The 24,702-nt window shown below is 44.6% G+C and carries 19 protein-coding genes; 10 read left to right on the plus strand and 9 right to left on the minus strand.

Going from position 1 to position 24,702, the window contains the following annotated elements; genetic code table 11:
• Nucleotides 1–31: 31 nt before the first annotated feature.
• Nucleotides 32–1,210 (plus strand): acyl-CoA dehydrogenase family protein, encoded by a 1,179-nt coding sequence (locus SD449_RS06160; protein WP_318309334.1) that lies wholly within the window; start codon nucleotides 32–34, stop codon nucleotides 1,208–1,210.
• Here SD449_RS06160 and SD449_RS06165 read toward each other — a convergent pair whose 3' ends face one another.
• The 8 genes from SD449_RS06165 to hutH form a co-directional block, all read right to left on the minus strand.
• Nucleotides 1,211–3,517, minus strand: a complete 2,307-nt coding sequence (locus SD449_RS06165; protein WP_318309335.1) for an FdhF/YdeP family oxidoreductase — start codon at nucleotides 3,515–3,517, stop codon at nucleotides 1,211–1,213.
• Between the two features lie 5 nt (nucleotides 3,518–3,522).
• Complete coding sequence (locus SD449_RS06170) at nucleotides 3,523–3,891, minus strand: DUF7009 family protein (RefSeq protein ID WP_318309337.1); 369 nt, start codon at nucleotides 3,889–3,891, stop codon at nucleotides 3,523–3,525.
• A gap of 40 nt (nucleotides 3,892–3,931) precedes the next feature.
• Complete coding sequence (locus SD449_RS06175; protein ID WP_318309338.1) at nucleotides 3,932–6,931, minus strand: DNA polymerase III subunit alpha; 3,000 nt, start codon at nucleotides 6,929–6,931, stop codon at nucleotides 3,932–3,934.
• Between the two features lie 112 nt (nucleotides 6,932–7,043).
• Nucleotides 7,044–8,258, minus strand: a complete 1,215-nt coding sequence (dinB, locus tag SD449_RS06180; RefSeq protein ID WP_318309339.1) for a DNA polymerase IV — start codon at nucleotides 8,256–8,258, stop codon at nucleotides 7,044–7,046.
• A 766-nt stretch (nucleotides 8,259–9,024) separates the two neighbouring features.
• Nucleotides 9,025–9,996, minus strand: coding sequence for a formimidoylglutamase (gene hutG, locus SD449_RS06185; RefSeq protein WP_318309340.1), 972 nt, complete (start codon nucleotides 9,994–9,996; stop codon nucleotides 9,025–9,027).
• A 4-nt stretch (nucleotides 9,997–10,000) separates the two neighbouring features.
• Complete coding sequence (locus tag SD449_RS06190; protein WP_318309341.1) at nucleotides 10,001–12,010, minus strand: urocanate hydratase; 2,010 nt, start codon at nucleotides 12,008–12,010, stop codon at nucleotides 10,001–10,003.
• 109 nt (nucleotides 12,011–12,119) lie between these two features.
• Nucleotides 12,120–13,349: an imidazolonepropionase gene (gene hutI / locus SD449_RS06195; protein ID WP_318309343.1), complete on the minus strand. Its 1,230-nt coding sequence runs from the start codon at nucleotides 13,347–13,349 to the stop codon at nucleotides 12,120–12,122.
• Between the two features lies 1 nt (nucleotide 13,350).
• Nucleotides 13,351–14,928, minus strand: coding sequence for a histidine ammonia-lyase (hutH, locus tag SD449_RS06200; RefSeq protein WP_318309346.1), 1,578 nt, complete (start codon nucleotides 14,926–14,928; stop codon nucleotides 13,351–13,353).
• A gap of 219 nt (nucleotides 14,929–15,147) precedes the next feature.
• Between hutH and SD449_RS06205 the strand changes: the two genes are divergently transcribed.
• Both SD449_RS06205 and SD449_RS06210 read left to right on the plus strand, forming a co-directional pair.
• Nucleotides 15,148–16,035 carry a LysR family transcriptional regulator gene (locus tag SD449_RS06205; protein WP_318309347.1) on the plus strand — a complete coding sequence of 296 codons (888 nt, stop codon included), beginning with the start codon at nucleotides 15,148–15,150 and terminating at the stop codon, nucleotides 16,033–16,035.
• 48 nt (nucleotides 16,036–16,083) lie between these two features.
• Nucleotides 16,084–16,638 carry a nitroreductase family protein gene (locus SD449_RS06210; RefSeq protein ID WP_318309349.1) on the plus strand — a complete coding sequence of 185 codons (555 nt, stop codon included), beginning with the start codon at nucleotides 16,084–16,086 and terminating at the stop codon, nucleotides 16,636–16,638.
• Here SD449_RS06210 and SD449_RS06215 read toward each other — a convergent pair.
• Nucleotides 16,635–17,147 (minus strand): DUF456 domain-containing protein, encoded by a 513-nt coding sequence (locus SD449_RS06215; protein WP_318309351.1) that lies wholly within the window; start codon nucleotides 17,145–17,147, stop codon nucleotides 16,635–16,637. The genes SD449_RS06210 and SD449_RS06215 overlap by 4 nt on opposite strands.
• A 114-nt stretch (nucleotides 17,148–17,261) precedes the next feature.
• On the opposite strand from SD449_RS06215, the gene SD449_RS06220 reads away from it, so the two are divergent.
• The 7 genes from SD449_RS06220 to ruvC all read left to right on the plus strand — a co-directional run bounded on the left by SD449_RS06220 (nucleotide 17,262) and on the right by ruvC (nucleotide 24,693).
• Nucleotides 17,262–17,702, plus strand: a complete 441-nt coding sequence (locus SD449_RS06220) for a hypothetical protein (protein ID WP_318309353.1) — start codon at nucleotides 17,262–17,264, stop codon at nucleotides 17,700–17,702.
• Nucleotides 17,703–17,810: 108 nt separating this feature from the next.
• Complete coding sequence (locus SD449_RS06225; RefSeq protein ID WP_318309354.1) at nucleotides 17,811–20,036, plus strand: TonB-dependent receptor; 2,226 nt, start codon at nucleotides 17,811–17,813, stop codon at nucleotides 20,034–20,036.
• A gap of 413 nt (nucleotides 20,037–20,449) precedes the next feature.
• Complete coding sequence (locus tag SD449_RS06230; protein ID WP_318309355.1) at nucleotides 20,450–20,812, plus strand: BlaI/MecI/CopY family transcriptional regulator; 363 nt, start codon at nucleotides 20,450–20,452, stop codon at nucleotides 20,810–20,812.
• Nucleotides 20,809–22,467, plus strand: a complete 1,659-nt coding sequence (locus tag SD449_RS06235) for a M56 family metallopeptidase (RefSeq protein ID WP_318309356.1) — start codon at nucleotides 20,809–20,811, stop codon at nucleotides 22,465–22,467. The genes SD449_RS06230 and SD449_RS06235 overlap by 4 nt, the downstream gene beginning before the upstream one ends.
• Before the next feature lie 9 nt (nucleotides 22,468–22,476).
• Entirely contained in the window at nucleotides 22,477–23,613 is a 1,137-nt protein-coding gene (locus SD449_RS06240) for a tetratricopeptide repeat protein (RefSeq protein WP_318309358.1), read from the plus strand.
• A gap of 44 nt (nucleotides 23,614–23,657) precedes the next feature.
• A complete protein-coding gene (locus SD449_RS06245) occupies nucleotides 23,658–24,137 on the plus strand; it encodes a hypothetical protein (protein WP_318309360.1) in 480 nt (159 codons plus the stop codon).
• A gap of 1 nt (nucleotide 24,138) precedes the next feature.
• The gene (gene ruvC / locus SD449_RS06250) at nucleotides 24,139–24,693 is read left to right on the plus strand and encodes a crossover junction endodeoxyribonuclease RuvC (RefSeq protein WP_318309361.1); all 555 of its coding nucleotides are present in this window, start codon (nucleotides 24,139–24,141) and stop codon (nucleotides 24,691–24,693) included.
• Nucleotides 24,694–24,702 lie beyond the last annotated feature (9 nt).

A 24,702-nucleotide genomic window follows, 5' to 3' on the forward strand; every position in this document is an offset into this window, starting at 1 on the left:
AAATGTTATATTTACTTAAAATTTATTCTGAATGAAGCCCGATTTATTTGAAGCCCCAGATTATTATAATCTTGATGATCTTCTTTCCGAAGAACATAAACTGGTTCGTGATGCAGCCCGACAATGGGTAAAGCGCGATATATCCCCGATTATTGAAGAATATGCCCAAAAAGCGGAGTTCCCTGAACAGATTATTGGAGGGTTGGCCGAAATTGGTGCTTTTGGTCCCTACATTCCTGAAGAATACGGTGGCGCAGGGTTGGACCAAATCAGTTATGGACTGATCATGCAAGAAATTGAGCGCGGTGATAGTGGAGTCCGCTCCACAGCTTCCGTGCAGTCGTCATTGGTCATGTATCCCATATTCACTTATGGCAACGAAGAGCAGCGCAAAAAGTACCTGCCCAAATTGGCAACAGGGGAGTGGATGGGCTGTTTTGGACTTACCGAGCCCAACCACGGATCTAACCCTGGCGGCATGGAAACCAAATTCAAGGATGCAGGTGATCACTACCTGCTGAATGGTGCCAAACTGTGGATTTCCAACTCACCATTTGCCGATATTGCCGTTGTTTGGGCCAAAAATGAAGAGGGCCGAATCCATGGGCTTATCGTGGAGCGTGGCATGGAAGGCTTTTCCACACCAGAGACCCACAACAAATGGTCGTTAAGGGCATCAGCTACGGGTGAGCTTATTTTTGATAATGTGAAAGTGCCAAAAGAAAATCTTTTACCTGGTAAAAGTGGACTTGGAGCACCATTGGGTTGTTTGGACTCGGCTCGTTACGGTATTGCCTGGGGAGCTATTGGAGCTGCAATGGATTGCTACGATACCGCACTCCGTTATGCCAAGGAGCGCGAACAGTTTGGAAAACCTATTGCCGCATACCAACTTCAGCAAAAGAAATTGGCCGAAATGATTACAGAAATCACCAAGGCCCAGTTGTTGGCTTTTCGTCTGGGGCAGTTAAAGAACGAAGGTAAGGCAACTACGGCCCAGATTTCCATGGCCAAACGGAACAATGTAGAGATGGCGATAAAAATCGCTCGCGAAGCAAGACAAGTTTTGGGCGGAATGGGCATCACAGGAGAGTACAGCATTATGCGCCATATGATGAACCTTGAAAGTGTGATTACCTACGAGGGCACGCACGATATTCACCTATTGATCACTGGAGCTGATATTACGGGAATCCCAGCGTTCAAATAATCAAGAGGCGGGAATTTTTTCCACCGTTACCTTAATGGATTTGCTAATGGGCGTTTGGCTCTTGTCCGCAAAATGATTGTGGGGCACCAACATGTTTGTCTCAGGAAAATAAGCGGCCATATTCCCCTTCGGAATTTCATAGGGAACCACGATAAACTTTTCTGCCGTTCTTCGGATATTATCATAATTGCTATGCAAATGGACCACATCCAGTTGGGTTAGTCCCTTTTCAGCCATATCCTCTGCATTCATAAAAACAACACGTCGCTCGTTGTGAATACCACGGTACCGATCGTTCAATCCATAAATGGTGGTATTGAACTGGTCATGCGAGCGAATAGTCATCAGCAATAACTCATCAGCTTGCAATTGATGGTCGGGCAATGGGGTAATGGACAATTGTGCCATTCCATTAGGTAGCATCCTAAAATCACGCGTACGGACATTGTTGGGCAGATAATAGCCGAATCCTTTGGACGCCTCACTGGTATTCTCGAACCCCTTCACGGTTTTGTCTATCAATTTTCGGATAAGGTTGTAATCCTGACCCAACTCATACCAGTTCATGGAGTGATTGCCCCTAAAATAGGTATGCGCCAAGAGTGCAATGATCTCTGGCTCACTTTTAATGTGTTCCGAAGCAGGCTTCAACAGACCCTTGCTCTGCCTTACCTTTCCAGTACTGCTTTCCATGGTCAAAAATTGAAGCTCCCCATTCTTTTCATCTTTTTCAGAACGCCCAAAAGTGGGCAATAACAACGCAGTTTTGCCTGTCACTAAATGACTTCGGTTCAGTTTGGTACTGATTTGTACCGTCAAATCACAATTTTGAATGGCTTCAGCGGTGTATTGGGTGTCCGAAGCAGCCATCAGAAAATTACCGCCCAAACAAACAAACACTTTGGCCTTTCCTTCGTGCATGGCTTCGATGGCCTCTACGGTATCGTATCCTTTTTCCGTAGGTGGATCAAAATTGAGGTGCTTCTGTATATTCTCGTTCAAGGTTTTGTTCACATAGTGCATAATGCCCACCGAGCGATCTCCCTGCACATTGCTGTGGCCCCGCACGGGACAAGTCCCAGCAAACGGTTTTCCAACGGCTCCCTTCAGCAGCAAAATATTTACGTATTCCTTAATACAGTCCACCGCATTTTTATGTTGGGTAATGCCCATGGCCCAGCAAATCACGATTTTTGAATTTTCGGCCAACAACTGTACAACCTGATCAATTTTTCGCATGTACACCCCGCATCTTTTTTGAAGGCTTTCCGTATCGTAGCGCTCCAAATCCTTCAACAAATCATCATAACCGTCCACGTATTCCACAATAAACTCATGGTCGAGCACATTGGAATTTTGGGCATCCAGTGCCACTAATTTTTTCAAGATCAATTTGGCCAAGGCTACATCTTCGTTGATTTTTACAGGCAGATGAACATCGGCCATGGCCTGTCCGTTCCCCAACATGTCCGAAACGCTTTGGGGATTTTTAAAGTTGACCATTCCCGTCTCGGCAAGGGGATTTATACTGATGATTTTACCGCCATTTTGTTTACATTTTTCCAGTGCCGACAACATCCTCGGATGATTGGTGCCTGGGTTTTGCCCCACCACCAAAATGACTTCCGCACCGTACAGATCATCCAGTTTTACGGAACCTTTCCCAATTCCCAAAGTCTCTGAAAGTGCTACGCCCGATGATTCATGGCACATATTGGAACAGTCGGGCATATTGTTGGTACCAAAGGCACGGGCGAACATGCCGTAGAGGTAAGCAGCTTCGTTGCTCGATCGCCCCGAAGTGTAAAAAATAGCCTCATTCGGATTTTTTAGTTCATGCAATTCGTCCGAAATCAGCTCAAAGGCATCTTGCCAAGTAATGGGTTCGTAGTGCAGGCTGTTGGGCCTTAAGACCATCGGTTCTACGACGCGCCCTAATTTGTTCAGTTCAAAGTCACTTAACCTGGAGAGTTCCTCAACGGAATGTCCCGCAAAAAAGTCGGCTCCAATATGTTCCCGTGTGGCTTCATCGGCCAAGGCTTTTGCCCCATTCTCACAATACTCTGCAATTTTGGAGGGATGCTCTGGTACGGGCCAAGCGCAACTTGGACAACGAAATCCATCCTCTTGGTTCATTTCCAACAAGCTACGCATGGAATTTACGATTCCCATTTCCTTAAAGCTATGTCGTAGCGCTTCTTTAATACCTAAAAAACCTGCTGCGGTTTGCATGGGTTCCTTTAGGCGAAGGCCAGTAAATTTGATGTCCCCAGTTAGGGAAATGTTTCGTTTTGATTCGTTGTCCATCGTGGTCAGTGTTGCAATTTTGGATTGGGGTAATTGTCCGATTGGTCTTCGGCTCTGTTTTCAAGGCAAGTGAAGTCTTTTTCCAATAACAGATGCAGTTTTTTCCCTTCGGGAAGCTCCATTTCATGTTCAAAGCCTACGGTATTGTCGTGGAACCAATTTTTTCCATCAGTTTCGGGAACCATCATCAAGATAATGTTGTTCGAGTAGGATGCCCCAAGATTTTTTATTGAAGGCATCAGTTTAGCTTGATACTGAAATTTGGAAGGCCCAAATTCGGTGGTTTCCATTATCGAACCCGTTTCGTACAGTTGTTTTACTTCGCTTTGGGTCAATCGAAATCGTATGGAATTCCCTTTGATTCTGATTTTCATGTATTGGTACAATTCTTCTTCGTAAGTTACTGTATTTCGCTCACTTCTTCGAATCAAATAGCTTTTTGCTTGTCCTCATGTCGGCATAACGGGGATCCTGAATGTAGTTTTCTTTCTTCATTTTGATGACCTCAATGCTCAAGAAACCAAATTCTTCGACCACTTTGCCATAAAAACGGTAAATGCCTTTTCCCCGAAAGTAATATTTGGCCGCTACGGGCGGGAAGAGTACCGTATCGAAGACTTCCCCATGTTGGTCCACCAAGGTAGCGAAGTGCATGCGTTTGCCATGATGCGTGGAGGTGTTTTTTACCGTCACCAAATACCCATAAATATCGATGTATTTGTTGAGGTATCGCTCCAAATCTTTTTGTCCGTTGTTGTTTTTGGGCGGTTCTTCCAACAGTTCAAAAGGACTGCAAAGACAGAATCCCAAGAGTTCCAATTGCTCAAAAGCGGTCTCCAATGTTGTCGTGTTGAGCTGTGGCATTTGAAATGTTTGATGCCTTGGCGGAAAAAGCTTCGGGTGTTCCAATCGGTCGTTTTTCGAGAGCATCAAATGGGCTTTCCAGAGCAGTTCGTGCTTGTTGATGCCCGTAAAGCGGAAGGCATCGATACGGATAAGGATGGAAAGTTGCTCCATGCGGATAAATACTCTGTCCAAGAAATCTTCCAAAGAAGTAAAACTCCCATGGAGCATGCGCTCTTTTAGGATACGTTCCATGACCCTGCTCTCCAGATCTCGGAGGTACATCATTCCCAAATACATATGCGTGCCATAAATGCGGTTTATCGCCATGCTTTTGTTCACACAGGGCGGATGGATGGTGGCGCCCAGCATGCGGGCATCGTGCACATAGAATTCCGAACGGTAAAACCCACCTCCGTTATTGAGCACGGCCACCATATATTCCAAAGGAAAATAGGCCCTCAAAAACAAACTTTGATAGCTCTCCACGGCATACGAAGCAGAATGCCCTTTCGCAAAAGCGTAGCCCGCAAAACTGGCCACTTGGTTCCAGATTTCGGAAATCAAATTTTCTGCATAGCCCTTTTTTCTGCAGTTCGAGATGAATTTGTCTTTCACTTTTTGAAACTCTTCGCGTGAACGGAATTTACCGCTCATGCCCCTGCGGAGCACATCGGCCTCGCCAAGGTCCAAACCTGCAAAATGGTGGGCTACTTTGATCACGTCTTCTTGATAGACCATCACCCCATAAGTATCGGGCATAATTTCCAGCATTACGGGATGTGCCTTTTCCTCGGTTCTGCCCTTGTTGCGATGGCGCAGAATATATTCCCGCATCATGCCACTTTTGGCCACCCCTGGTCGGATAATGGAACTGGCGGCGACCAATCCCAAATAATTGTCGACCTGTAGTTTTTTGAGCAACATGCGCATAGCGGGCGACTCCACATAAAAACAGCCCATGCATTGCGCAGTTTTGATCAGGTTGTTGATGACGGGGTCTTTTTTAAACCCTTTAATGTCGTGGATGTCGATATCACCATATTTTTCAGGTTGATTGTAGGCTACAATTTCCAAGGCTTCCTTGATCTTGCCCAAGCCCCGCTGACCCAAAATATCAAACTTGTAAAGCCCCACATCCTCGGCGATGACCATATCGTACTGTGTGGTAGGGAACCCTTTTGGTGGTAAATGAGTGGCCGAAAACCAATGCAAGGGCTTGTCGCTGATCAAAATTCCCCCAGCGTGAATACTTAAATAATTGGGTTTGCCCTTGAGCAAACTCCCGTATTTCAGTACGAGTTTGGATACATGGTCCAATTGGTCGAGTGAGTACCTTCCCTCCAATAAAAAATCAATGTCTTGTGGGGGCAGTCCGAATACTTTTCCCAACTCCCGAATTACGCCCCGTTCCTTAAAAGTGACATAGGTGCCGAGCAATGCTACGTGTTCAAATCTTTTAAAGATGTATTCTGTCATGGCAGGACGATCCTTCCATGAAAAATCAATGTCAAAATCGGGTGGATTGGCACGGTACAGGTTGATGAATCGTTCAAAATAGAGGTCGAGCTCCATGGGGTCCACATCGGTAATACGGAGCAGATAAGCCACAATGCTGTTGGCTCCGCTGCCTCGGCCTACGTAAAAGAACTCCCTTCGCCTTGCTTCGGAAACAATGTCCCAATTGATCAAGAAATAGGAGACAAACCCCATTTTTTTGATGAGTTCCAGTTCCTTGTTCAACCGATTTTTAATGGAATCGCTCACTTCCTCATACCGATAGGGGAGTCCCTCGGCGCAGAGTTGGTCCAAAAGTTGTTCGTCCTCTTCCACGCTGCCCAAAAAAGTTTTCAGGTTTTGGGGTTTTCTGTCCTTTGAAAAATCAAAATGGATACTGCACTTATGCAGCAACTTTTCCGTGTTTTCCAGAATAAAGGGAAACTCTAAAAATGCCGCGGCCAGATTCTGGATAGGATACATTTTCTCTTCTTCGCTGGCCTCTTCTTCCTTTGGAAGTTTGCTCAGCAGTACATTGTTGTCGATAGCTCGGAGCAATCGGTGGGCATTAAAATCCTGTTTGTTCCTAAAGGTAACGGGCTGCTGTACCACTAACTTTTTGGTAAACGAGGTCAATTTGGAAAATGGAAGTCTGCGGAGATCTTTGATGGAGATTCCAACAAACTCATGGTCTTGAAAATGGTCCAGTTCGTTGAGCAGCACTTGTTCAAAAGGGTATACCACAAACGCATTCTTAAAAGCAGGGGCACGGTCGGGAATCTCGGAACCATCATGAAGGTGTTGGGACAAAAAATCATTCAGTTCCAGATACCCTTCGTTGTTTTGGGCAATCCCGATAAAACAGGGTCGGGTTCCATTTCTAAAATCGATGCCCAAAATCGGTTTGATGTCAAATTCGGGCGCCTTTCGAACAAAGTTCAGTCCAGCTGAGGTGTTGTTGATGTCCGTGAGCACCAATTGGGTCACATGGTTTTGTTGGGCCAATTGCAACAACTCCACCTCCGAGAAGGTCCCGAACCGTAAACTATAATATGTGTGGCAGTTGAGGTACAATTATCAATGATCAGTTATGAGGTCGAGCTGTCATATCGAGCGGAGTCGAGATGTGAGACCGATTTATAAAAAACACCTCTCGACTGCGCTCGAGGTGACATATGTTTATTGCTCATTGTTTCCTGTGAGCTAAAACCACAGGCGGCTCCCCATTAAAGGGATTGTGCATGCTCCCGATGGTCTTTGCGCCCATGGCGGAGGCACGCAACACGCTCCGACTTCCGAACCTGTTACGGACACGGTCCATAGCTTGGTAAAGGCTCAGGGTCTCCTCGGTATCTTCAAAAAGGTTAATCTGGTAATTGCCCGAGACCAGATGACTAAATCGAATCCCGATGAGACGTACCAACATCCGTTTGTTATATAGCGAGTCGAACAGCTCCAATATTTTTGGGATGAGGGTGTGGTCTGCACTCGTGTACGGAATCCGTGACTGTTTGGAATAGGTGTTGAAATCGGAATACCGAATTTTTACGGCAATGCAGGCCGTTAATTTATCGCCCCTGCGCAGTTGGTAGGCCAGATTTTCGGTCATGGCAATCAAAATCCCTCTTAGTTTGATGACGTCGATAGTGTCACGGTCAAAAGTCCGTTCATTGGAAATGGATTTTCTATCGTGAAAAGGGATTACGGGTGTATTGTCAATCCCATTGGCCCTTTTCCAAATGACTTGACCATTGGCGCCCAGCACCCGTTGCATAATGTCCATGGGCATATCCTGAATGGTCTTTACCTGCCGTATGCCCAAATTTCTAAGGGTTTGATAGGTCTTGTCGCCCACCATCGGAATCTTTTTGATGGAAAGCGGGGCCAAAAAAGGCTTTTCCAGACCAAAATCTATCTTAAGCTGATTGTTGGGCTTGGCCTCGTTGGTCGCCACTTTGGAAACCACTTTGTTCACCGATAACCCAAACGAAATGGGCAGTCCTGTTTCCCGAATAATCTTTTGGCGCATTTCCGTGGCGTATTTGTAGCAACCAAAAAAGCGGTCCATGCCCGATAGATCGGCGTAAAACTCATCAATGCTCGATTTTTCGAAAACAGGCACATGCTCTTTGATGATTTCCGTGACCACATCCGAATACTTGCTGTACGTGCCTGCATTGCCGCGGATGACTACGGCTTCTGGACAGAGTTCCTTGGCCATTTTCATGGGCATGCCGGAATGCACGCCAAATCCACGGGTCTCGTAGCTGCAGGCCGCTACCACACCACGGTCACTGGTGCCGCCCACCAATAAGGGCTTATTTTTAAGCTCTGTATTGATGATGCGCTCCACGGATACATAAAATGTATCCAAGTCTAGATGCAAGATCGTTTTTTCCATTGTTCAGTTGAAGGAAAGCTAAATTATGGAAATATTCCTATAAAATGGAAATAATCCATAAAATAAATATCAACACCCCGTGCTGTTATTTTTTCCGAAAAATCATCCTATCTTTGTCACGTTGTGTTGGATTCCAGTCGCGATGATTGGAATCAGGTTGAAGCATCAAATCGATGCTCGCCAATGAAAGGCTTTCCTTTTGGAAGGCTTTTTTTGTTTGTGGTGGGGAGTAAAAAGATAAGTGTGGATGTCATCTCGAGTCTTTCGACTATGCTCAAGATAAACTGAAGTCGAAAGGCTCAGAAATGTAATTCAGATTTCTCAATCGTCACGGTGTTCCTCATTTCGAAATGACCAGTTGTATTTTTTTGTAGAAAAAGTCATTTCGAACCGAATCCCGATAGCTAATGGGAGAAGTGTGAGAAATCTCTAACTAGAAATTAAGTCTTGCATCTCGACTGCCTGCCCGTCCAGCAGGCGGGCGCTCGACATGACCGTTCAAAAATATTAGCGAGCATTCGTGTAATTCCTGCCTGCCGCAGGCAGGTGTGTCAAGCCATTTATGGGGAATAGGCAATAATAGATTCTTCGCAAAGCCTGTCTTGAGCGAAGTCCAAAGGCTCAGAATGACAATTAGATTTCTCAATCGTCACTGCGTTCCTCATTTCGAAATGACCAGTTGCATTTTTTTGTGGAAAAAGTCATTTCGAACCGAATCCCGATGGCTATCGGGAGAAGTGTGAGAAATCTCAAGCCAATAGTAATATCAACTTCCAGAAACACTATGTGCCACATGGTGCACCAGCGAAGCGGCCAATTTAGCCGTCTGTCCATCAATATCATACTTGGGATTCATCTCGGCAATGTCCAGACTGATCAATTTTCCAGAGCCGATAATCGTTTTCAAACATTCCAAAACCATATATGGGCTAAAACCCATGGGTGAAGCAGCACTGACCCCAGGGGCGTAGGCCGAAGAGAACCCATCCAAGTCGATGGTCACATAAATGTGGTCCACATTTTTGGCAAAGGCATTGATCCAGGTAGTGATTTCTTCCAGTAGAGGAATTTGGAACGTATCATTCATCACATAGATGACATCAAGGTCCCTTGCGGTTTGAAATAGGTTTCGATCATTGGCATCTTTTCGGATACCGAGACAGAGATAGTTAAAATCGATGCCCTTTTTTTCGCAATCTTTGGCTATCTGATAAAACGGAGTGCCCGAATTGCTTTGCTCCGTGTTTTTCCGCAAATCAAAATGCGCATCAAAATTGATAATGCCGATGGTTTGCCCTTCTTTTTTGTCATCCAAATATGTTTTGATGCCATTGAAGTGACCGTAAGCCATATCATGTCCGCCACCCAAAACAATTGGGAACTGTTTTTTCTCCAAAAGGGTCGTTACTGATTCCGCAAGTTGTTCTTGGGCAGCTTCCATATCGCTATTGGTGCAGGTAATGGAACCCACATCGTGGAACAGTACATTGCTCCCCAAATGGTTGGGCATTTTTCCAAAACTACTTTTGATGACATCGGGACCTTCCACGGCACCCACACGGCCTTGGTTTCGGCGTACGCCTTCGTCGCAGGCATAGCCCAAAAGGGCAATGGATTTTTTCTGTGCTTCGGGAAGTTCGTCCAAGGGCGTACAATGCACTTTTTCGTGCAGATACAGCCATTTGTTGGAAATCCTTCCTGTCCAAAGGTCTTTTTTCGGGGGGTCGTAGTGTTTCATCACATTAAAAAAGATGGTCCAAAATATCGGAATCTACAAGATACGGCAAAGTTACCTTTAAATTTGGGGAGCGCTCCATTTCTCGTTCAATGGCAAAGCGAGCCTCTTTGTTCCGTGCCCAGCTTCTGCGGGAAATGCCGTTGTTCACATCAAAGAACAACATTTTCTTTAATCTGATCGATGCTTCTTTGGAACCGTCGAGCACCATGCCAAACCCTCCGTTGATCACTTCGCCCCAGCCAACGCCGCCGCCATTGTGGATGGAAACCCAAGTGGCCCCTCTAAAACTATCGCCAATCACATTTTGAATGGCCATATCGGCGGTGAACTTACTGCCATCGTAAATATTGCTGGTTTCTCGAAAAGGAGAATCGGTTCCGCTTACATCGTGATGGTCACGCCCCAAAACCACGGGAGCACTGATTTCCCCCTTGGCAATGGCCGTGTTGAAGGCATCCGCAATCTTACTGCGTCCCTCGGCATCAGCATACAGGATTCTGGCTTGGGAACCTACCACCAATCTGTTTTGTTCCGCTTCCGAGATCCATTTGATGTTGTCCTGCATTTGCTGTTGGATTTCTTCGGGCGCTTCGGATTTTATCTTTTTCATCACCTCTAGGGCAATGGCATCCGTTTTTTGAAGGTCTTTTGGGTCGCCCGAGGTACATACCCATCGGAACGGTCCAAAACCATAATCAAAACACATTGGGCCCAAAATATCCTGTACGTAGGACGGATACTTGAAATCGATATTATTTTCAGCCATCACATCGCCGCCTGCTCGGGAAACTTCCAATAAAAAGGCATTGCCATAATCAAAGAAGTAGGTACCCTTTGCAGTGTGCTTGTTGATGGCATTGATTTGTCTTCGCAATGATTTCCGTACTTTTTCCTTGAATGCATCGGGATTTTCCACCATTAAGGTGTTGGATTCTTCAAAAGAAAGTCCAACGGGATAATAGCCGCCCGCCCAAGGATTGTGTAACGAGGTTTGGTCGGAACCTAAATGGATAAAAATATCCTCTTCGTAAAAACGTTCCCAAACATCCACCACATTGCCGATGTACGCCAAGGAAACCACTTCCTTGTTTTCAACGGCTTCTTTCGTACGGACGACCAGTAGGTCCAAATCCACCAAAAGTTCATCCACCCAACCTTGGTCGTGGCGTTTTTTGGCAGCTTCGGGGTTTACTTCTGCACAAATGGTGATTCCACCTGCAATGTTTCCTGCTTTGGGTTGGGCACCGCTCATGCCGCCGAGTCCAGCTGTCAAGAAAATCTTGCCTTCGGGGGACTCATTTTTGTCCAACACTTTTCGGAATGCATTCATGACCGTAATTGCGGTTCCGTGCACAATGCCTTGTGGACCGATGTACATATAGGAACCTGCTGTCATTTGCCCGTATTGGGTCACACCAAGGGCATTGAAACGTTCCCAATCGTCGGGTTTGGAGTAGTTGGGAATCATCATGCCGTTGGTGACGACCACTCTGGGCGCTTCTTTGGAGGATGGAAACAGTCCCATTGGGTGGCCTGAATACATGTTGAGGGTCTGCTCATCAGTCATTTCCGCCAAGTATTTCATCGTGAGCAGGTACTGTGCCCAGTTTTGAAACACCGCTCCGTTGCCTCCGTAGGTAATCAATTCTTCGGGATGTTGTGCTACGGCAGGGTCCAAATTATTCTGAATCATGAGCATGATGGCCGCCGCTTGATGTGTTTTGGCGGGGTACTCCGAAATAGGTCGTGCATACATCTCGTAATCGGGCTTAAACCGATGCATATAGATGCGACCATAGGCTTTTAATTCCTCCGCAAATTCTATTGCAAGCTTTTTGTGCCAAGCCTCGGGAAAATAACGTAGCGCATTCTGAACCGCCAGTTTTTTCTCTTCTTTGGAGAGAATATCTTTCCGTTTTGGCGCTGGATTTCCATTTTTTGGATAGGCTTTTTTGGGAGGAAGTTGCTCTGGGATTCCTTGAAGAATTTGTGTTTTGAAATGATTTTTTCTCATTAGTAATTAAGAATGATTTGTCATTCCTGCGAAAGCAGGAATCCAGAATAGGGTAGTGGATTCCGCATTTCGCTTCGACTACGCTCAGCAACCGTGCGGAATGACAAAGTTATTTGTAAACGTTAATTCCTTTTTTCCAAACTTCGCTTGGCTTTAGTTGTCCTTGATGGTAGGTGATTTCTTGATAGTTATCCGTTGGAAAAACCAAAAAGTCTGCTTGCGCTCCTTCTTCCAATTTTCCTCGGTCTGTCAAACGTAAAGCCGCTGCGGCTCTGGAAGTGATACCCGCCAAAACTTCGGTATTGGAAAGTTTCTCAAAAGTTCCCAAAATACTGGCTTGGGTCAATAGATCGCCCATGGGAGCGGACCCTGGATTATGGTCGCTGGCAATGGACAAAGCGCCGCCTGCATCCAAAATTTTACGGGCAGGGGTGTAGGCGCACCCTAAACCGATGGACGCCCCAGGCAATGCAGTGGCAATGGTGTTGCTCTTGGCCAGCAATTGAATTTCTTTTTCGGTGCTGGCTTCCAAATGGTCGGCACTTACCGCATCAAAATCCACCGCTACTTGACTGCCGCCCGTGGTGAATTGGTCGGCGTGTACGGTGATGTCGAAACCCATTTCCTTTGCTTTTTGAAAATAGGGTTTGATTTCTTCGGTGGAAAAAGCACTTTCTTCCACAAAAGCATCCACGCGCTTGGCCAGATTTTCAGCTTTGATGATAGGGAACAATTCATTGACCATAACATCTAAATAATCTCTGTCCTGATTCCAATCTTTGGGTTTCATATGGGCTGCCAGACAGGTCGGAACCAAGGTCGCATTTGAAGTTTCATTCGCCGTTTTGATGGCGCGAAGCATTTTAAGTTCTTCATCCACAGAAAGGCCATAACCGCTTTTCACTTCGATGGTGGTAACGCCATTTTTGAGATGTTTTTTACTTCTATAAATAATTCCCTTAACCAATTCTTCTTGTGATGCCTTTCGTGTTTGGGTTACGGTGTCCCAGATACCACCGCCTGCCTTGGCAATCTCCAAATAGGTTTTTCCAGCATTTCGGTAGGCGTAATCGCGGGCACGGGTCCCTCCAAAACAAATATGGGTATGGGAGTCCACAAAGCCAGGTAGGCAAACATGGTTTCTTTCGATATGATGAATGTCGACATCATCGGATTTCAATTCATTAAAAACACCGACTTTGAGAATTTTTCCTTCGGAAACTAAAATGCCCCCATTTTCAATAATGGTTAGCTGCTCATCTTTGAGCGCTCCTTTTAAGGGGAGTCCTGTCATTGGTAGTAATTGCGTAAAAGGTCCTATTAATAATGGTCTGCTCATTTTAGTATATTTCAAATTCATCAAGATGTGGGGCGTTCCACTTCAGTTTTTTTTCATCCATCACATGGTCGACCAAATCGATAATTTCCCTGTTTTGAATGATTTCAATTCCTTTTTCAATGTCATCGGCAAAAACACGGTCGTTCTCGGCAAAGGCGACCTTGGTTCTCAAGAATGTATGGATTTCATCCAACAGAATACCAGATTTTAAGGGTTTTCTGTACTCAAACGCCTGCGCTGAGGTCAACAATTCAATAGCAAGGATTTTCTCCACATTTTCAATTATGTTGAGCGCTTTTCTACCACTGATGGATCCCATACTAACATGGTCTTCCTGTCCCAATGAAGTCGGAATGCTGTCCGCACTGGCGGGGAAACATAAACTTTTGTTCTCGCTGGCCAAAGCGGCTGAGGTATACTGCAAAATCATATAACCCGAATTGATGCCCGTGTCCTTCATGAGCAATTTGGGAACACCTGGACTGTTGCCCTCGAGTGCCAAATAGATGCGTCGGTCGGAGATATTACCGATTTCCGAAGCGGCCAAAGCGGCATAATCCAAGGCCATGGCCAAGGGCTGACCGTGGAAATTCCCACCACTGATGGTCAATTCATCATTTATGATGACGGGGTTATCCGTAACCGAATTGAGTTCGATTTCCAAAAGCTCTTTCAAATGAAGCCAAGCATTACGGGAAGCACCATGCACCTGTGGCATACAGCGAAGGGAGTAGGGGTCTTGCACCCGTTCGCAATCGATATGGTCTTCCAAAATCTCAGAACTTTGGAGTAGGGTTCGAATCCTGCCCGCCACATGTTGGTTGCCTTTGAAGGGACGCAGTTCATGTAATTCTTCGAAAAAGGGTTTCATAGAGCCTTGAAGTCCCTCCAACATCATAGCTCCGATAATGTCGGCATGTCGCAAACAATATTGTAGTTTGTGAACCACCATTACCCCATGTGCTGCGATAAATTGGGTTCCGTTAATCAAAGCGAGTCCTTCTTTTGGGCCCAATTCCAAAGGTTGCAATCCATTCTGTTCGAAAAGTTCTTTTGTTGGAATGGTCTTTCCTTTGTATTCCACTTTGCCCAAGCCAATCAATGGCAAAAAGAGATGGGACAGTGGAGCCAAATCTCCAGATGCACCAACCGAACCTTGGGAGGGAACCACGGGAATGGCATTGTTCTCCAAATGCCAAAGCATGCGTCTCAGGGTGGTTTCGGCTATGCCCGAAAACCCTTTTGCCAAGGCGTGGATTTTAAGAATGAGCATAATTTTCGCCAATTCCGTGGAGATGGGTTCTCCCACACCCACACTATGACTCTTTAATATATTGGATTGAAGGATTTTGGTGTCTTCCTTTGATATTCTTGTACTGCACAAGGGGCCAAAACCCGTATTGATGCCGTAAACCGTATCGCCTTTTTCCACGATACGCTGTACACGTTGGTAACTGGCATTCACATTTTTGAGGCATTCATCGGTAAGAATACCTTTGATGGTGCCATAGGCCATGCCCAAAGCTATGCTTGCGGTTAAATGGTCTTCACCAAATTGAAATGTTCGGTCTATCGCCATGTTTTTGAAATTAAATTACCCAAGGATTAATTGAAATCAATGGTGTTTGGCTGTCACTTCGAGCGCAGTCGAGAAGTTCTTGAAGTCCAAGTCCTAAAAATGAGGTCTCGACTGCGCTCGACCTGACAACTTTTTATTTATCTGATCAATCAGGTTTATTCAAAATTACCATTTAGGATTAATAATTGCCAATACTTATTTTTGTAATAATCAATAACTATGAATTATCAAATAGAGCTTCGTCATTTCATCTATTTTTTGGCCGTGGCCGAAGAGCTTCACTATAGAAAAGCTGCCGAAAAGTTGTTTATTTCCCAACCTGGGTTGAGCACTCAAATCAAACAGATGGAAGAAATATTGGGCACCCAATTGTTTGTAAGGGACAAGAAAAAAGTAAGCCTCACACCTGCAGGAGAATATTTAAAAAAGGAGGTGGAATTTATCTTGAATCACCTCGAACAGACCAAAAAACAGGTAAAACTGATTGGAGAAGGACAACTAGGGGAGGTGCGTATCGGCTTTTTGGGTTCGGCCATGCAAAATGTAGTGCCGAATTTATTGTTGGGACTGAAGGAAAAGTTTCCAACGGTCCATACCACTTTGGAAGAGCTTTCCAATCGAGCGCAAATCAATGCGATTTTGGCGGACCGATTGGATTTAGGCTTTGTACGATTGTCCCGCGTGCCCAAAGGATTGGATGTGAGACCTGTATTTGAGGACACCTTTTCCTTAGCGCTGCCTGGGGACCATCCTTTGGATGAGGCCAATTTTAAGAACATCAATCAAGTGGCGGAGGAGGATTTTATTCTTTTTTCCCAAGATTACAGTCCCATGTACTACGATACGGTGCTCAGTATTTGTGAGGATAGTGGATTTGTTCCGAATGTTTCCCATAAATCGGTGCATGCGCAGACCATTTTTAAGTTAGTAGAAAATAAGTTGGGGATTGCGATTGTGCCTACCACGCTTCAACATGGATTTCAGATGAAAGTAAAATTCATCGAAATGAAAAAAATAAAACAACGTGCGGTGTTGAGCATGGTCTGGAAAACGGATAATAGAAACCCTGCGCTTCAAAAATGTATGGACCTCCTTATGAAATTATGATGGCAAGGTTTTGCAGCGTAACTTTGGAATTCAACTTAATTCAGCAATATGATTTTTGATTTGATCAAGGAACGAAGAAGTATTTTCCCTCCACAATACATTGATAAGCCCATCACCAAAGAAACTTTGGAAATGATATTGGAAGCAGCCAACTGGGCACCTACCCATAAAAAAACCGAACCATGGCGTTTTAAAGTTTTGACAGGTGAGAAAAAGCAGGAGTTGGGGATTTTCCTTTCCAATAAATATGAGGAAACAGACCCGAGGCCAAAGCAGATAAAAATCAAGAAATTACAATTTAACCCATCCAATTCGGGAGCGGTAATCGCCATCTGTATGCAAAGGGACCCAAAAGAAAGTTTGCCTGAGTGGGAAGAGATTGCCTCCGTGGCCATGGCGGTCCAAAATATGTGGTTGTGCTGTACCGAATTGGGTATTGGCAGTTATTGGTCTTCACCTGGACTCATCAAATATATGGATGAGTTTTTTGACCTAAACGAAGGCGAAAAGTGTTTGGGCTTTTTTTATATGGGTTATTTTGATGGAGAAGTGATTCCATCCGCAAGAACGCCTATTGCTGATAAAGTGGAGTGGTTTGACTAGCTAAACGTAAACAGGTCGCCCGCGTACTTGATGGTAATGTAAACGTAAAATATAGCGTAAAGAAGGGTTACGACAAACTTCATGAAAGTGCCCGTCAAAAAACCTAGAAACGAACCAAAAGCCGCCTTCATGGCAGTTTCTTTATTGGCCTTGTTCAGCAATTCTCCGACCAATGCACCAATAAATGGCCAGATTATAATTCCAAGTGGTCCAAATATGGGAACAAATATGGCAACCAGTAGACCCACAATGGTACCCCACATACCTGCTTTGCTGCCGCCGAACCGTTTGGTGCCCATGGCGGGAATCACATAATCCAAAATGGTTATGGCTATGGCTATCACAAAAGTGATTCCGAGTACCCACCAATTGTCGGGCACGGCCTTGGTCAAATAGAGTAATAACAATCCGACCCAACTTATGGGCGGACCTGGCAGTACGGGCAAAAAACTACCCAATATCCCGACCAGCATCAAAAGAAACCCTAAAATGAGCAATGCAATGTCCATGGCTGTGTTTTCCTGTTAGACAAATGTAGCCGACAATTGTTACAAACAAAATCAAAATAAAACCCTACCCTTTATTTTTTCGTAGGTACATTTGAAACCGATTATCAAAAGGTAATGAAGCCGAGTAAAACACATACAAAAACAAGGTTTATCCGAACAGGATGTATCGCCATGTGCCTGTTTTATTTGCTCGGGCTTTTTAATGGTCTCGTATTGGAGACGCTTCATGAGGTTTCTCACGTACTATCCCCCAAAACGCACCATCATAACTTTGCTTCGGACCACGAAGCCATCGATTATTCTTCACTGGAGGCCATGGCAGGTCACTCGCACGAAGCTTTGGAAGCCTTAAAGGATTTGTTGGAGGCCAACCAGCCTGAGGAACAGGAATCCAAGGATGAAATCAATCTAAAATTGGACAAACATTTCGTTGAAGAAACTGGCATTGCATCTGAAATAGCTACAAGACCAATTGGTCAAAGCAATTGGGAATACCAAACCTTAACTTCCTTAGGGTGTCAACGGGTAATTACACCTCCTCCGCAACATAGCTGAAAAATGGGCTAGGCCAATTTTTATGGACGGGTTTCAATCTTTTGGAACTGGTCTAGTACCTCTATTGTTCAGACCGATTTATTCAAATTAAATTTTAAAGACAACGACATGAAATATTTTATGGCGGCATTGTCCATGCTGTTCATGGGCACTATTGCTGCACAAAACGTAAAGGGAAAACTGATGGATGAAGACGGTTCCCCCATTGAGGATGCTGGGATTTTTAACAAGACCAGCGGCCAACATAGCCATACGGATGGAACAGGACATTTTGTTCTGGATAGAACTTCGGTAAACGACACGATCTATTTTTCCAGATTGGGATACGCCACGCTGACCAGAGTGATGAGTGAAACGGATCTACAGGATCCGATGACCATTGTTCTTGAAGAGAGCTCCATTTCTTTGGAACAAGTGGTTTTGGTATCCGAAGTGGATGCCTTGAGCCGAGTCGTGGATGTGGATGTAAAAACGAATCCTGTAAAGTCATCCCAAGAAATTTTAAGAAAGGTCCCTGGCCTGATCATTGGCCAACACGCAGGGGGCGGGAAAGCAGAGCAGATATTCCTGCGAGGTTTCGATGTGGATCACGGAACCGATGTGGCCATCAATGTGGATGGTATGCCCGTGAACATGGTGTCGCATGCCCATGGTCAAGGTTACGCGGATCTTCACTTTGTGATTCCAGAGACCATTGAGAATGTCAATTTTGGCAAAGGCCCCTATTATGCTGACCAAGGAAACTTTAATACAGCAGGTTATGTCAATTTGAGGCTTAGGAAAAGTTTGGACGAGAGTATGCTGTCCACCGAAGTGGGACAATTTGGTGCCCGCAGGTTTGTGGGCATGTTCAATGTTATGGATAAACAGAACAGCAATGCATACTTGGCTTCCGAACTGTATTTAACGGATGGCCCATTTGAATCACCACAGAACTTCAATCGAATCAATATATTGGGAAGATACCGCTATGCCCTGCCAGGTGATCAGGAACTCTTGTTGACGGCTTCTCACTTTTCCAGCAAGTGGGATGCATCGGGACAAATACCACAGCGTGCCGTGGACCAAGGTCTCATCAGCCGTTTTGGAGCTATTGATGATACCGAAGGCGGGCAAACGAGCAGAACCAACTTCGTTTTGAACCATAATAAAAATTTGGGTACGGGAAAATCGCTCAATACCATGGCTTTTGTGTCCCACTACGATTTTGAGTTGTATTCCAACTTTACCTTTTTCTTGGAAAATCCCGTGAACGGTGACCAAATCAGGCAGTTTGAGGACCGAATGATGGCAGGGGCCAAGACGGTTTTTCAGAACAATTCGGCCAGTTTGGGCGAAATGGGATTTAAATATAATGCAGGAATCGGTTTCAGATACGATAATGTGGACGACAACCAATTGTCCCGCACCTTGAATCGTCAGGAATTGTTGGAGCGTTTGGCCTATGGCGATGTGGATGAGGTGAACAGCTACGCTTTTGCTGGTGCAGAGTTTAAATCGGGCAAGTTTACGTTTGAGCCTGCGCTACGGTTGGACTACTTTAGGTTCGATTACATCAACAAGATGAGCGAGCTGTATGATAGCCGAAGTGAGGAAAAAGTGGCGTTTAGCCCTAAGTTCAATACCATTTACAGTCCAACCGAGAATACTCAGTTTTTCTTGAAAGCCGGAATTGGTTTTCACTCCAACGACACCCGAGTGGTGGTGGCGAACGGAGGCGAAGAAATTCTGCCAGCTGCCTACGGGGTGGATTTGGGGACCATCATAAAACCAGCCGATAAACTGGTACTGAATGCCACCTTATGGACCTTGTTCTTGGATCAAGAGTTTGTGTACGTCGGGGATGCAGGTATTGTGGAACCTAGTGGAAAAACCAGAAGAATGGGCCTCGAAGTAGGGGCAAGATACCAACCTTTGGATTGGTTGTACCTGTATACCGATGCCAACTACACCCACGCCCACAGCACCGAGGAGGCGGATGGAGAAGATTATATTCCTTTGGCGCCAGATTTCACGATGGCAGGTGGTCTTACTTTAGGAGGGGACCAAGGTTTTTCGGGTGGATTGAACTACAGGTATATTGATGATAGACCTGCCAATGAGGACAATTCGATTGTAGCCGAAGGTTATTTTGTGACCGATGCTACACTCAATTGTAGTGTGAAGAATTGGACGTTTGGACTGATTGTGGAAAACCTGTTCGATACCGAATGGAACGAAACACAGTTTGCTACGGAAAGCCGTTTGTTCAACGAACCGAACTCGTTTGAAGAGATTCACTTTACACCTGGGACACCTTTTTACTTACGGGGAAAGGTTACGGTAACGTTCTAAAATGATTCTCGGAGTAGACAGTTGTCACCTCGAGTCTTTCGACTACGCTCAAGATGAACTGAAGTCGAGAGGTGCTTTTGGTTTGGGTTTTTTGAATCGGTCTCGCATCTCGACTGCGCTCGATACGACAGCTCGACCAAACCCAATGGATACTTAACAAAAATAAATCCAACGCGCCAAATAATTATCCGTCAGTTTAGTACGCTGGCGGATTTTTTATTTATTTTTTCAACTAAAAAATTAGTTTAAACTAAATATTTAGTTATATTAGCAGTGTCATTTCGAATTGTTAGACTGAGCGCAGTCGAAGTCAAGATGAGAAATCTGAACTAATTTTCAAGTATTTAGCTTGGATTATAAAGAATATGAATGGGGTTCCCGATTTCTCGGGAATGACAACTAAAATGTATCAAATGAAACAACTCACCAAGGCAGAAGAAGAGGTTATGCAGCTCCTTTGGAAAATTGAAAAGGGGAATGTAGCCGCAATTCTGGACGAATTGCCAGAACCCAAACCAGCCTATAATACCGTGTCCACCATTGTCAGAATTTTGGAAGATAAAGGTTTTGTATCCCATGAAAAAGTGGGCAAGGGGCATGTATACTTTCCTTTGATGAAAAAGGAAGAGTACAGCAACCAACGATTAAATACGTTGATGGATGGATATTTCCAAGGGTCATTTAGCAGTATGGTATCCTTTTTTATGAAGAAAAACGATATCAGCCTGAAGGAACTCGAAGACATTATGAAGAACATTAAAGACAAAGAGCAATGATTACCTATATATTAGAATCCTTGGCATTTCAATTGGTCTTTTTGTTGGCTTATGACCTTTTTTTAAAGAAAGAGACCTTTTTTCAATGGAACCGTGCATATCTGTTGGGTACGTTTGCCCTTTCCCTCATATTGCCCTGGGTAAAGATTCAAGCGCTCCAGACCACTATGCCACAGGGTTTGGAAAATACAACGGTATTCCTTTCACAATTGAACGGCGTGGTACTTGGTCCAGGCGCAGAGGAAACCAGTTTTCTGGACCATATCCCATGGCCTTATCTGATTTTGGGCATAGGGAGTATGTTGGCGACCATTTGGTTTGTGTACAAATTGATTCAGATAAGCAGACTCCGTCATAAAAGTATTGTTGAGAATTATAAAGACTTCACAAAAATAACGGTGCCCAAAAGTACCTCGGCCTTCTCCTTTTTCCGAAACGTTTTTATGGGCGAGGAAATCAAAAAGGACAAAGAGGCCAATATTCTGGCCCACGAATTGGTGCACGTAAAGCAATGGCACACCCTGGACCTGCTCTTTTTTGAGCTGGCCCGAATCGTCTTCTGGTTCAACCCTTTGGTGTATATCTATCAGAACAGGGTGGCCGAACTCCATGAGTTCATTGCCGATGAAAGAGCCGTCAAACACGACAAGGAGGCTCATTTTGAGATGTTGTTGTCCGAAGCGTTCCATACCCAAAATATCAGTTTCGTAAATCAATTTTTTAATAGATCACTAATCAAAAAACGAATAGTCATGTTACAAAAAAAGAAGTCCAAAGCCGTATGGCAGTTAAAGTATGTATTGTTGTTGCCCCTTGTGTTGGGTATGTTGGTGTACACTTCCTGTGAAACCAACAAGGAAGATACCGAGCTTGATTCGGTTGATGGGGTATCCCTGGCCGTTGCCAATGAGATACCATTTGGAGTTATTGATGAGGTGCCTGTTTTTCCAGGCTGTGAAGGTGCCGCGGACAAAAACGCCTGTTTTCAAGAAAAAATACAGGAACATATCCGTAAAAACTTTCATTATCCTGAAGAGGCACAAAAGCTTGGTATTCAAGGCAGGGTATCCTCCATTTTCATAATTGATACCAAAGGAAGCATTGTAGATATTAGAATGAGAGGACCACATGAGCTTTTGGAAAAGGAAACCGAACGAATTTTGACCAAATTACCTCGAATGCAACCCGGAAAGCATGAAGGTAAAATTGTGCAAGTACCATTCTCAATTCCAATTATTTTTAGGTTAGATGGCAATGATGAAGAGGAATTGAACAAAGAGATTCAAAAATTTGGTGACCGAGGAGATGGTTGGGTCCCCTTTGCCGAAATTGATGAAGCACCAGTATTTCCCGGCTGTGAAAATGCAGCCGACAAGAGAGCTTGTTTCTTGGAGAGCGTTCAAAACCATGTTCGCAAACATTTTAACTATCCGCAAGAAGCACAGGAACAGGGAATTCAAGGTCGGGTGGCCATTATGTTCGGTATTGATGCGGATGGAGATATCGTGGATATCAAATCAAAAGGCCCAAGTCCTATTTTGGAAGCTGAAGCGCAAAGAATAATTGCGAAATTGCCAAAAATGGAACCTGCAATGCATGATGGAAAACCAGCCGATGTGATTTTTTCCATTCCAATAACATTCAAATTAAAATAAGCAATCCGTTTGAAGAAGATAATTGTTCTCATACTCTTAATAAGTTGTAAAGCCGGTGCACAAACATCGGCTTTGTCCGTTGCCGATAGTTTGTATGCCTTGGGCAATTACACCGCGGCTATTAATGAATATGCAAAGGCTGGGGACGAAAAATCAAATCTACAAATAGCGAGGGCTTACAATGCTATCGGTAATTTTGATAAGTCCATAGCCCAGTACGCAGCTATTTTGGATAACAACCCTGTATTTGAACTGGCACGTTTTGAACTGGGCAAGCTATTGTTGAAAACCAAGAACTATGCATCAGCCATGGAAATGTTTCAGGTTTTGACATCATCGGAACAACAGAACCCTGAGTATTTCTATTATTTGGGAAGGACCTATGAATCCCTTGATCAAACGGATAAATCAAACAAGGCGTTCAAGACCGCTGTGAAAATGGACAGCACCCATTTACGCAGTTTGTACGCTTTGGGAAAATACTATGTGGGTCAAGAAATCAGGGATTCCGCACTGGTCTATATCGATAAGGGCCTTCAGTTTTATGAAAACGATGTGGCCATGATCAACCTAAAGGCCTTGGCCTATTTTAATAACGGTCAGTTTAAACAAGCCATTCCCCATTTTGAACGATTATTGGAATTGGGTGAGGAAAAGCCTTTTGTGTACGAGAAACTGGCCTTTAGCTATTTCCGAAACTGGGAACCAAAAAGGGCATTGGAGACATATCACAAATTGAGCGAGTTTCCAGATAAGAAAGCGGCCGCCTATTCTGGATTGGGAGAGGTACATTTTAAGGAAAAGGCGTTGGACAGTGCGCAATACTACATTGAAAAATCCATTGAGGAGCGAATGGCCACCTTTCCGCAAGAATATGCAGATCTTGGCCGTATTGCGCGACTCAAAGGACAGACCAAAAAGTCCATGGATTACTATGTAAAGGCTTGGGAAGAGAACAAGGATGACTATTACAATTATTATCAGATATGTATTCTCGCCGATGAGTACTATAAAGACCCCAAAACCCGCTTAAACTATTACGAAAAGTTGCTCGAAATGTACCCTGATATAGTTCCTTGGCTCAAGGAACGGGTCACAAAACGCATAACCGAGATAAAGGAGGAAATCCATTTTGTCGGCAACTGATTTCTTCAAAATGTCGTAATTTCAGCCAAATTCTAGGGGCTGTCATGCAGAAGTTTGTTTTATCAATCATTTTTATGGGGTTGCTCGCGTCCTGCGAGCTGTTCGAGTCCAAGGAGGACAAGACCCAAAAACTGGTCAATGAAGAACTTTTGGCCATCGATTGGAACGATGTGGATCAATACCCGCTTTTTGAGGACTGCGATGAAACCGCCCCGAAAGAGGCACAACAGGAGTGCTTTCAGAATGTGATCACCGAATATTTTTCCGAAGCTTTGGCTGGGCTCGAGTTTCAGGTTCGAAACGACATGAACGATACCGTATACATCGATTTTTTGATTGATGAGCACGGTTTTATTTCGGTTTTGAACGTGGAGGAAAAAACCTCCGTACTCAACGAAATATCGGATTTCAACAGCAAGATCTCCGAAAGTTTGAACGACTTGACGACCGTGGCCCCCGCTTTGAAAAGAGGAAATCCTGTAAGTCTGCGTTTCAGGCTTCCGCTCGTACTAAACACCAACTGATTTGGCTATAGAAAAAATTATATTGGGAATAGATCCTGGAACCACCATCATGGGTTTTGGAATCATCAAGGTTATCAACAAACAGATGCATTTTGTGCAAATGAACGAGTTGATGCTCAAAAAGTACGATGACCCTTATACCAAGCTCAAACTTATTTTTGAACGCACCTTGGAACTTATCGACACTTATCATCCCGATGAAATCGCCATTGAGGCCCCATTTTATGGAAAAAATGTGCAGTCCATGCTCAAGTTGGGCCGTGCACAAGGGGTAGCGATGGCGGCTGGGCTGTCCAGACAAATACCGATTACCGAGTATATGCCCAAGAAGATAAAAATGGCCATAACGGGCAATGGAAATGCCAGTAAGGAGCAAGTGGCCCGAATGCTTCAAAGCGTCTTAAAATTGAAATCCTTGCCCAAAAACCTGGACAGTACGGACGGCTTGGCGGCCGCAGTTTGTCATTTCTACAATGAGGGCAGGGTAGAGGTAGGTAAAAGCTATACGGGTTGGGAAGCTTTTGTGAAGCAAAATGAATCAAGAATTAAGAAATAAGGATTGTTC

This window comes from Flagellimonas crocea (assembly GCF_033441595.1).
In the GTDB taxonomy this organism is placed as follows: Bacteria; Bacteroidota; Bacteroidia; order Flavobacteriales; family Flavobacteriaceae; genus Flagellimonas; species Flagellimonas crocea.

Excerpts from the sequence above, each read along its gene's own strand:
- SD449_RS06160 (WP_318309334.1), top strand. The coding sequence starts at position 32 with ATGAAGCCCGATTTATTTGAAGCCCCAGATTATTATAATCTTGATGAT.
- SD449_RS06165 (WP_318309335.1), bottom strand. The coding sequence starts at position 3,517 with ATGGACAACGAATCAAAACGAAACATTTCCCTAACTGGGGACATCAAA.
- SD449_RS06170 (WP_318309337.1), bottom strand. The coding sequence starts at position 3,891 with ATGAAAATCAGAATCAAAGGGAATTCCATACGATTTCGATTGACCCAA.
- dinB (WP_318309339.1), bottom strand. The coding sequence starts at position 8,258 with ATGGAAAAAACGATCTTGCATCTAGACTTGGATACATTTTATGTATCC.
- hutG (WP_318309340.1), bottom strand. The coding sequence starts at position 9,996 with ATGAAACACTACGACCCCCCGAAAAAAGACCTTTGGACAGGAAGGATT.
- SD449_RS06190 (WP_318309341.1), bottom strand. The coding sequence starts at position 12,010 with ATGAGAAAAAATCATTTCAAAACACAAATTCTTCAAGGAATCCCAGAG.
- hutI (WP_318309343.1), bottom strand. The coding sequence starts at position 13,349 with ATGAGCAGACCATTATTAATAGGACCTTTTACGCAATTACTACCAATG.
- hutH (WP_318309346.1), bottom strand. The coding sequence starts at position 14,928 with ATGGCGATAGACCGAACATTTCAATTTGGTGAAGACCATTTAACCGCA.
- SD449_RS06205 (WP_318309347.1), top strand. The coding sequence starts at position 15,148 with ATGAATTATCAAATAGAGCTTCGTCATTTCATCTATTTTTTGGCCGTG.
- SD449_RS06210 (WP_318309349.1), top strand. The coding sequence starts at position 16,084 with ATGATTTTTGATTTGATCAAGGAACGAAGAAGTATTTTCCCTCCACAA.
- SD449_RS06215 (WP_318309351.1), bottom strand. The coding sequence starts at position 17,147 with ATGGACATTGCATTGCTCATTTTAGGGTTTCTTTTGATGCTGGTCGGG.
- SD449_RS06220 (WP_318309353.1), top strand. The coding sequence starts at position 17,262 with ATGAAGCCGAGTAAAACACATACAAAAACAAGGTTTATCCGAACAGGA.
- SD449_RS06225 (WP_318309354.1), top strand. The coding sequence starts at position 17,811 with ATGAAATATTTTATGGCGGCATTGTCCATGCTGTTCATGGGCACTATT.
- SD449_RS06230 (WP_318309355.1), top strand. The coding sequence starts at position 20,450 with ATGAAACAACTCACCAAGGCAGAAGAAGAGGTTATGCAGCTCCTTTGG.
- SD449_RS06235 (WP_318309356.1), top strand. The coding sequence starts at position 20,809 with ATGATTACCTATATATTAGAATCCTTGGCATTTCAATTGGTCTTTTTG.
- SD449_RS06245 (WP_318309360.1), top strand. The coding sequence starts at position 23,658 with ATGCAGAAGTTTGTTTTATCAATCATTTTTATGGGGTTGCTCGCGTCC.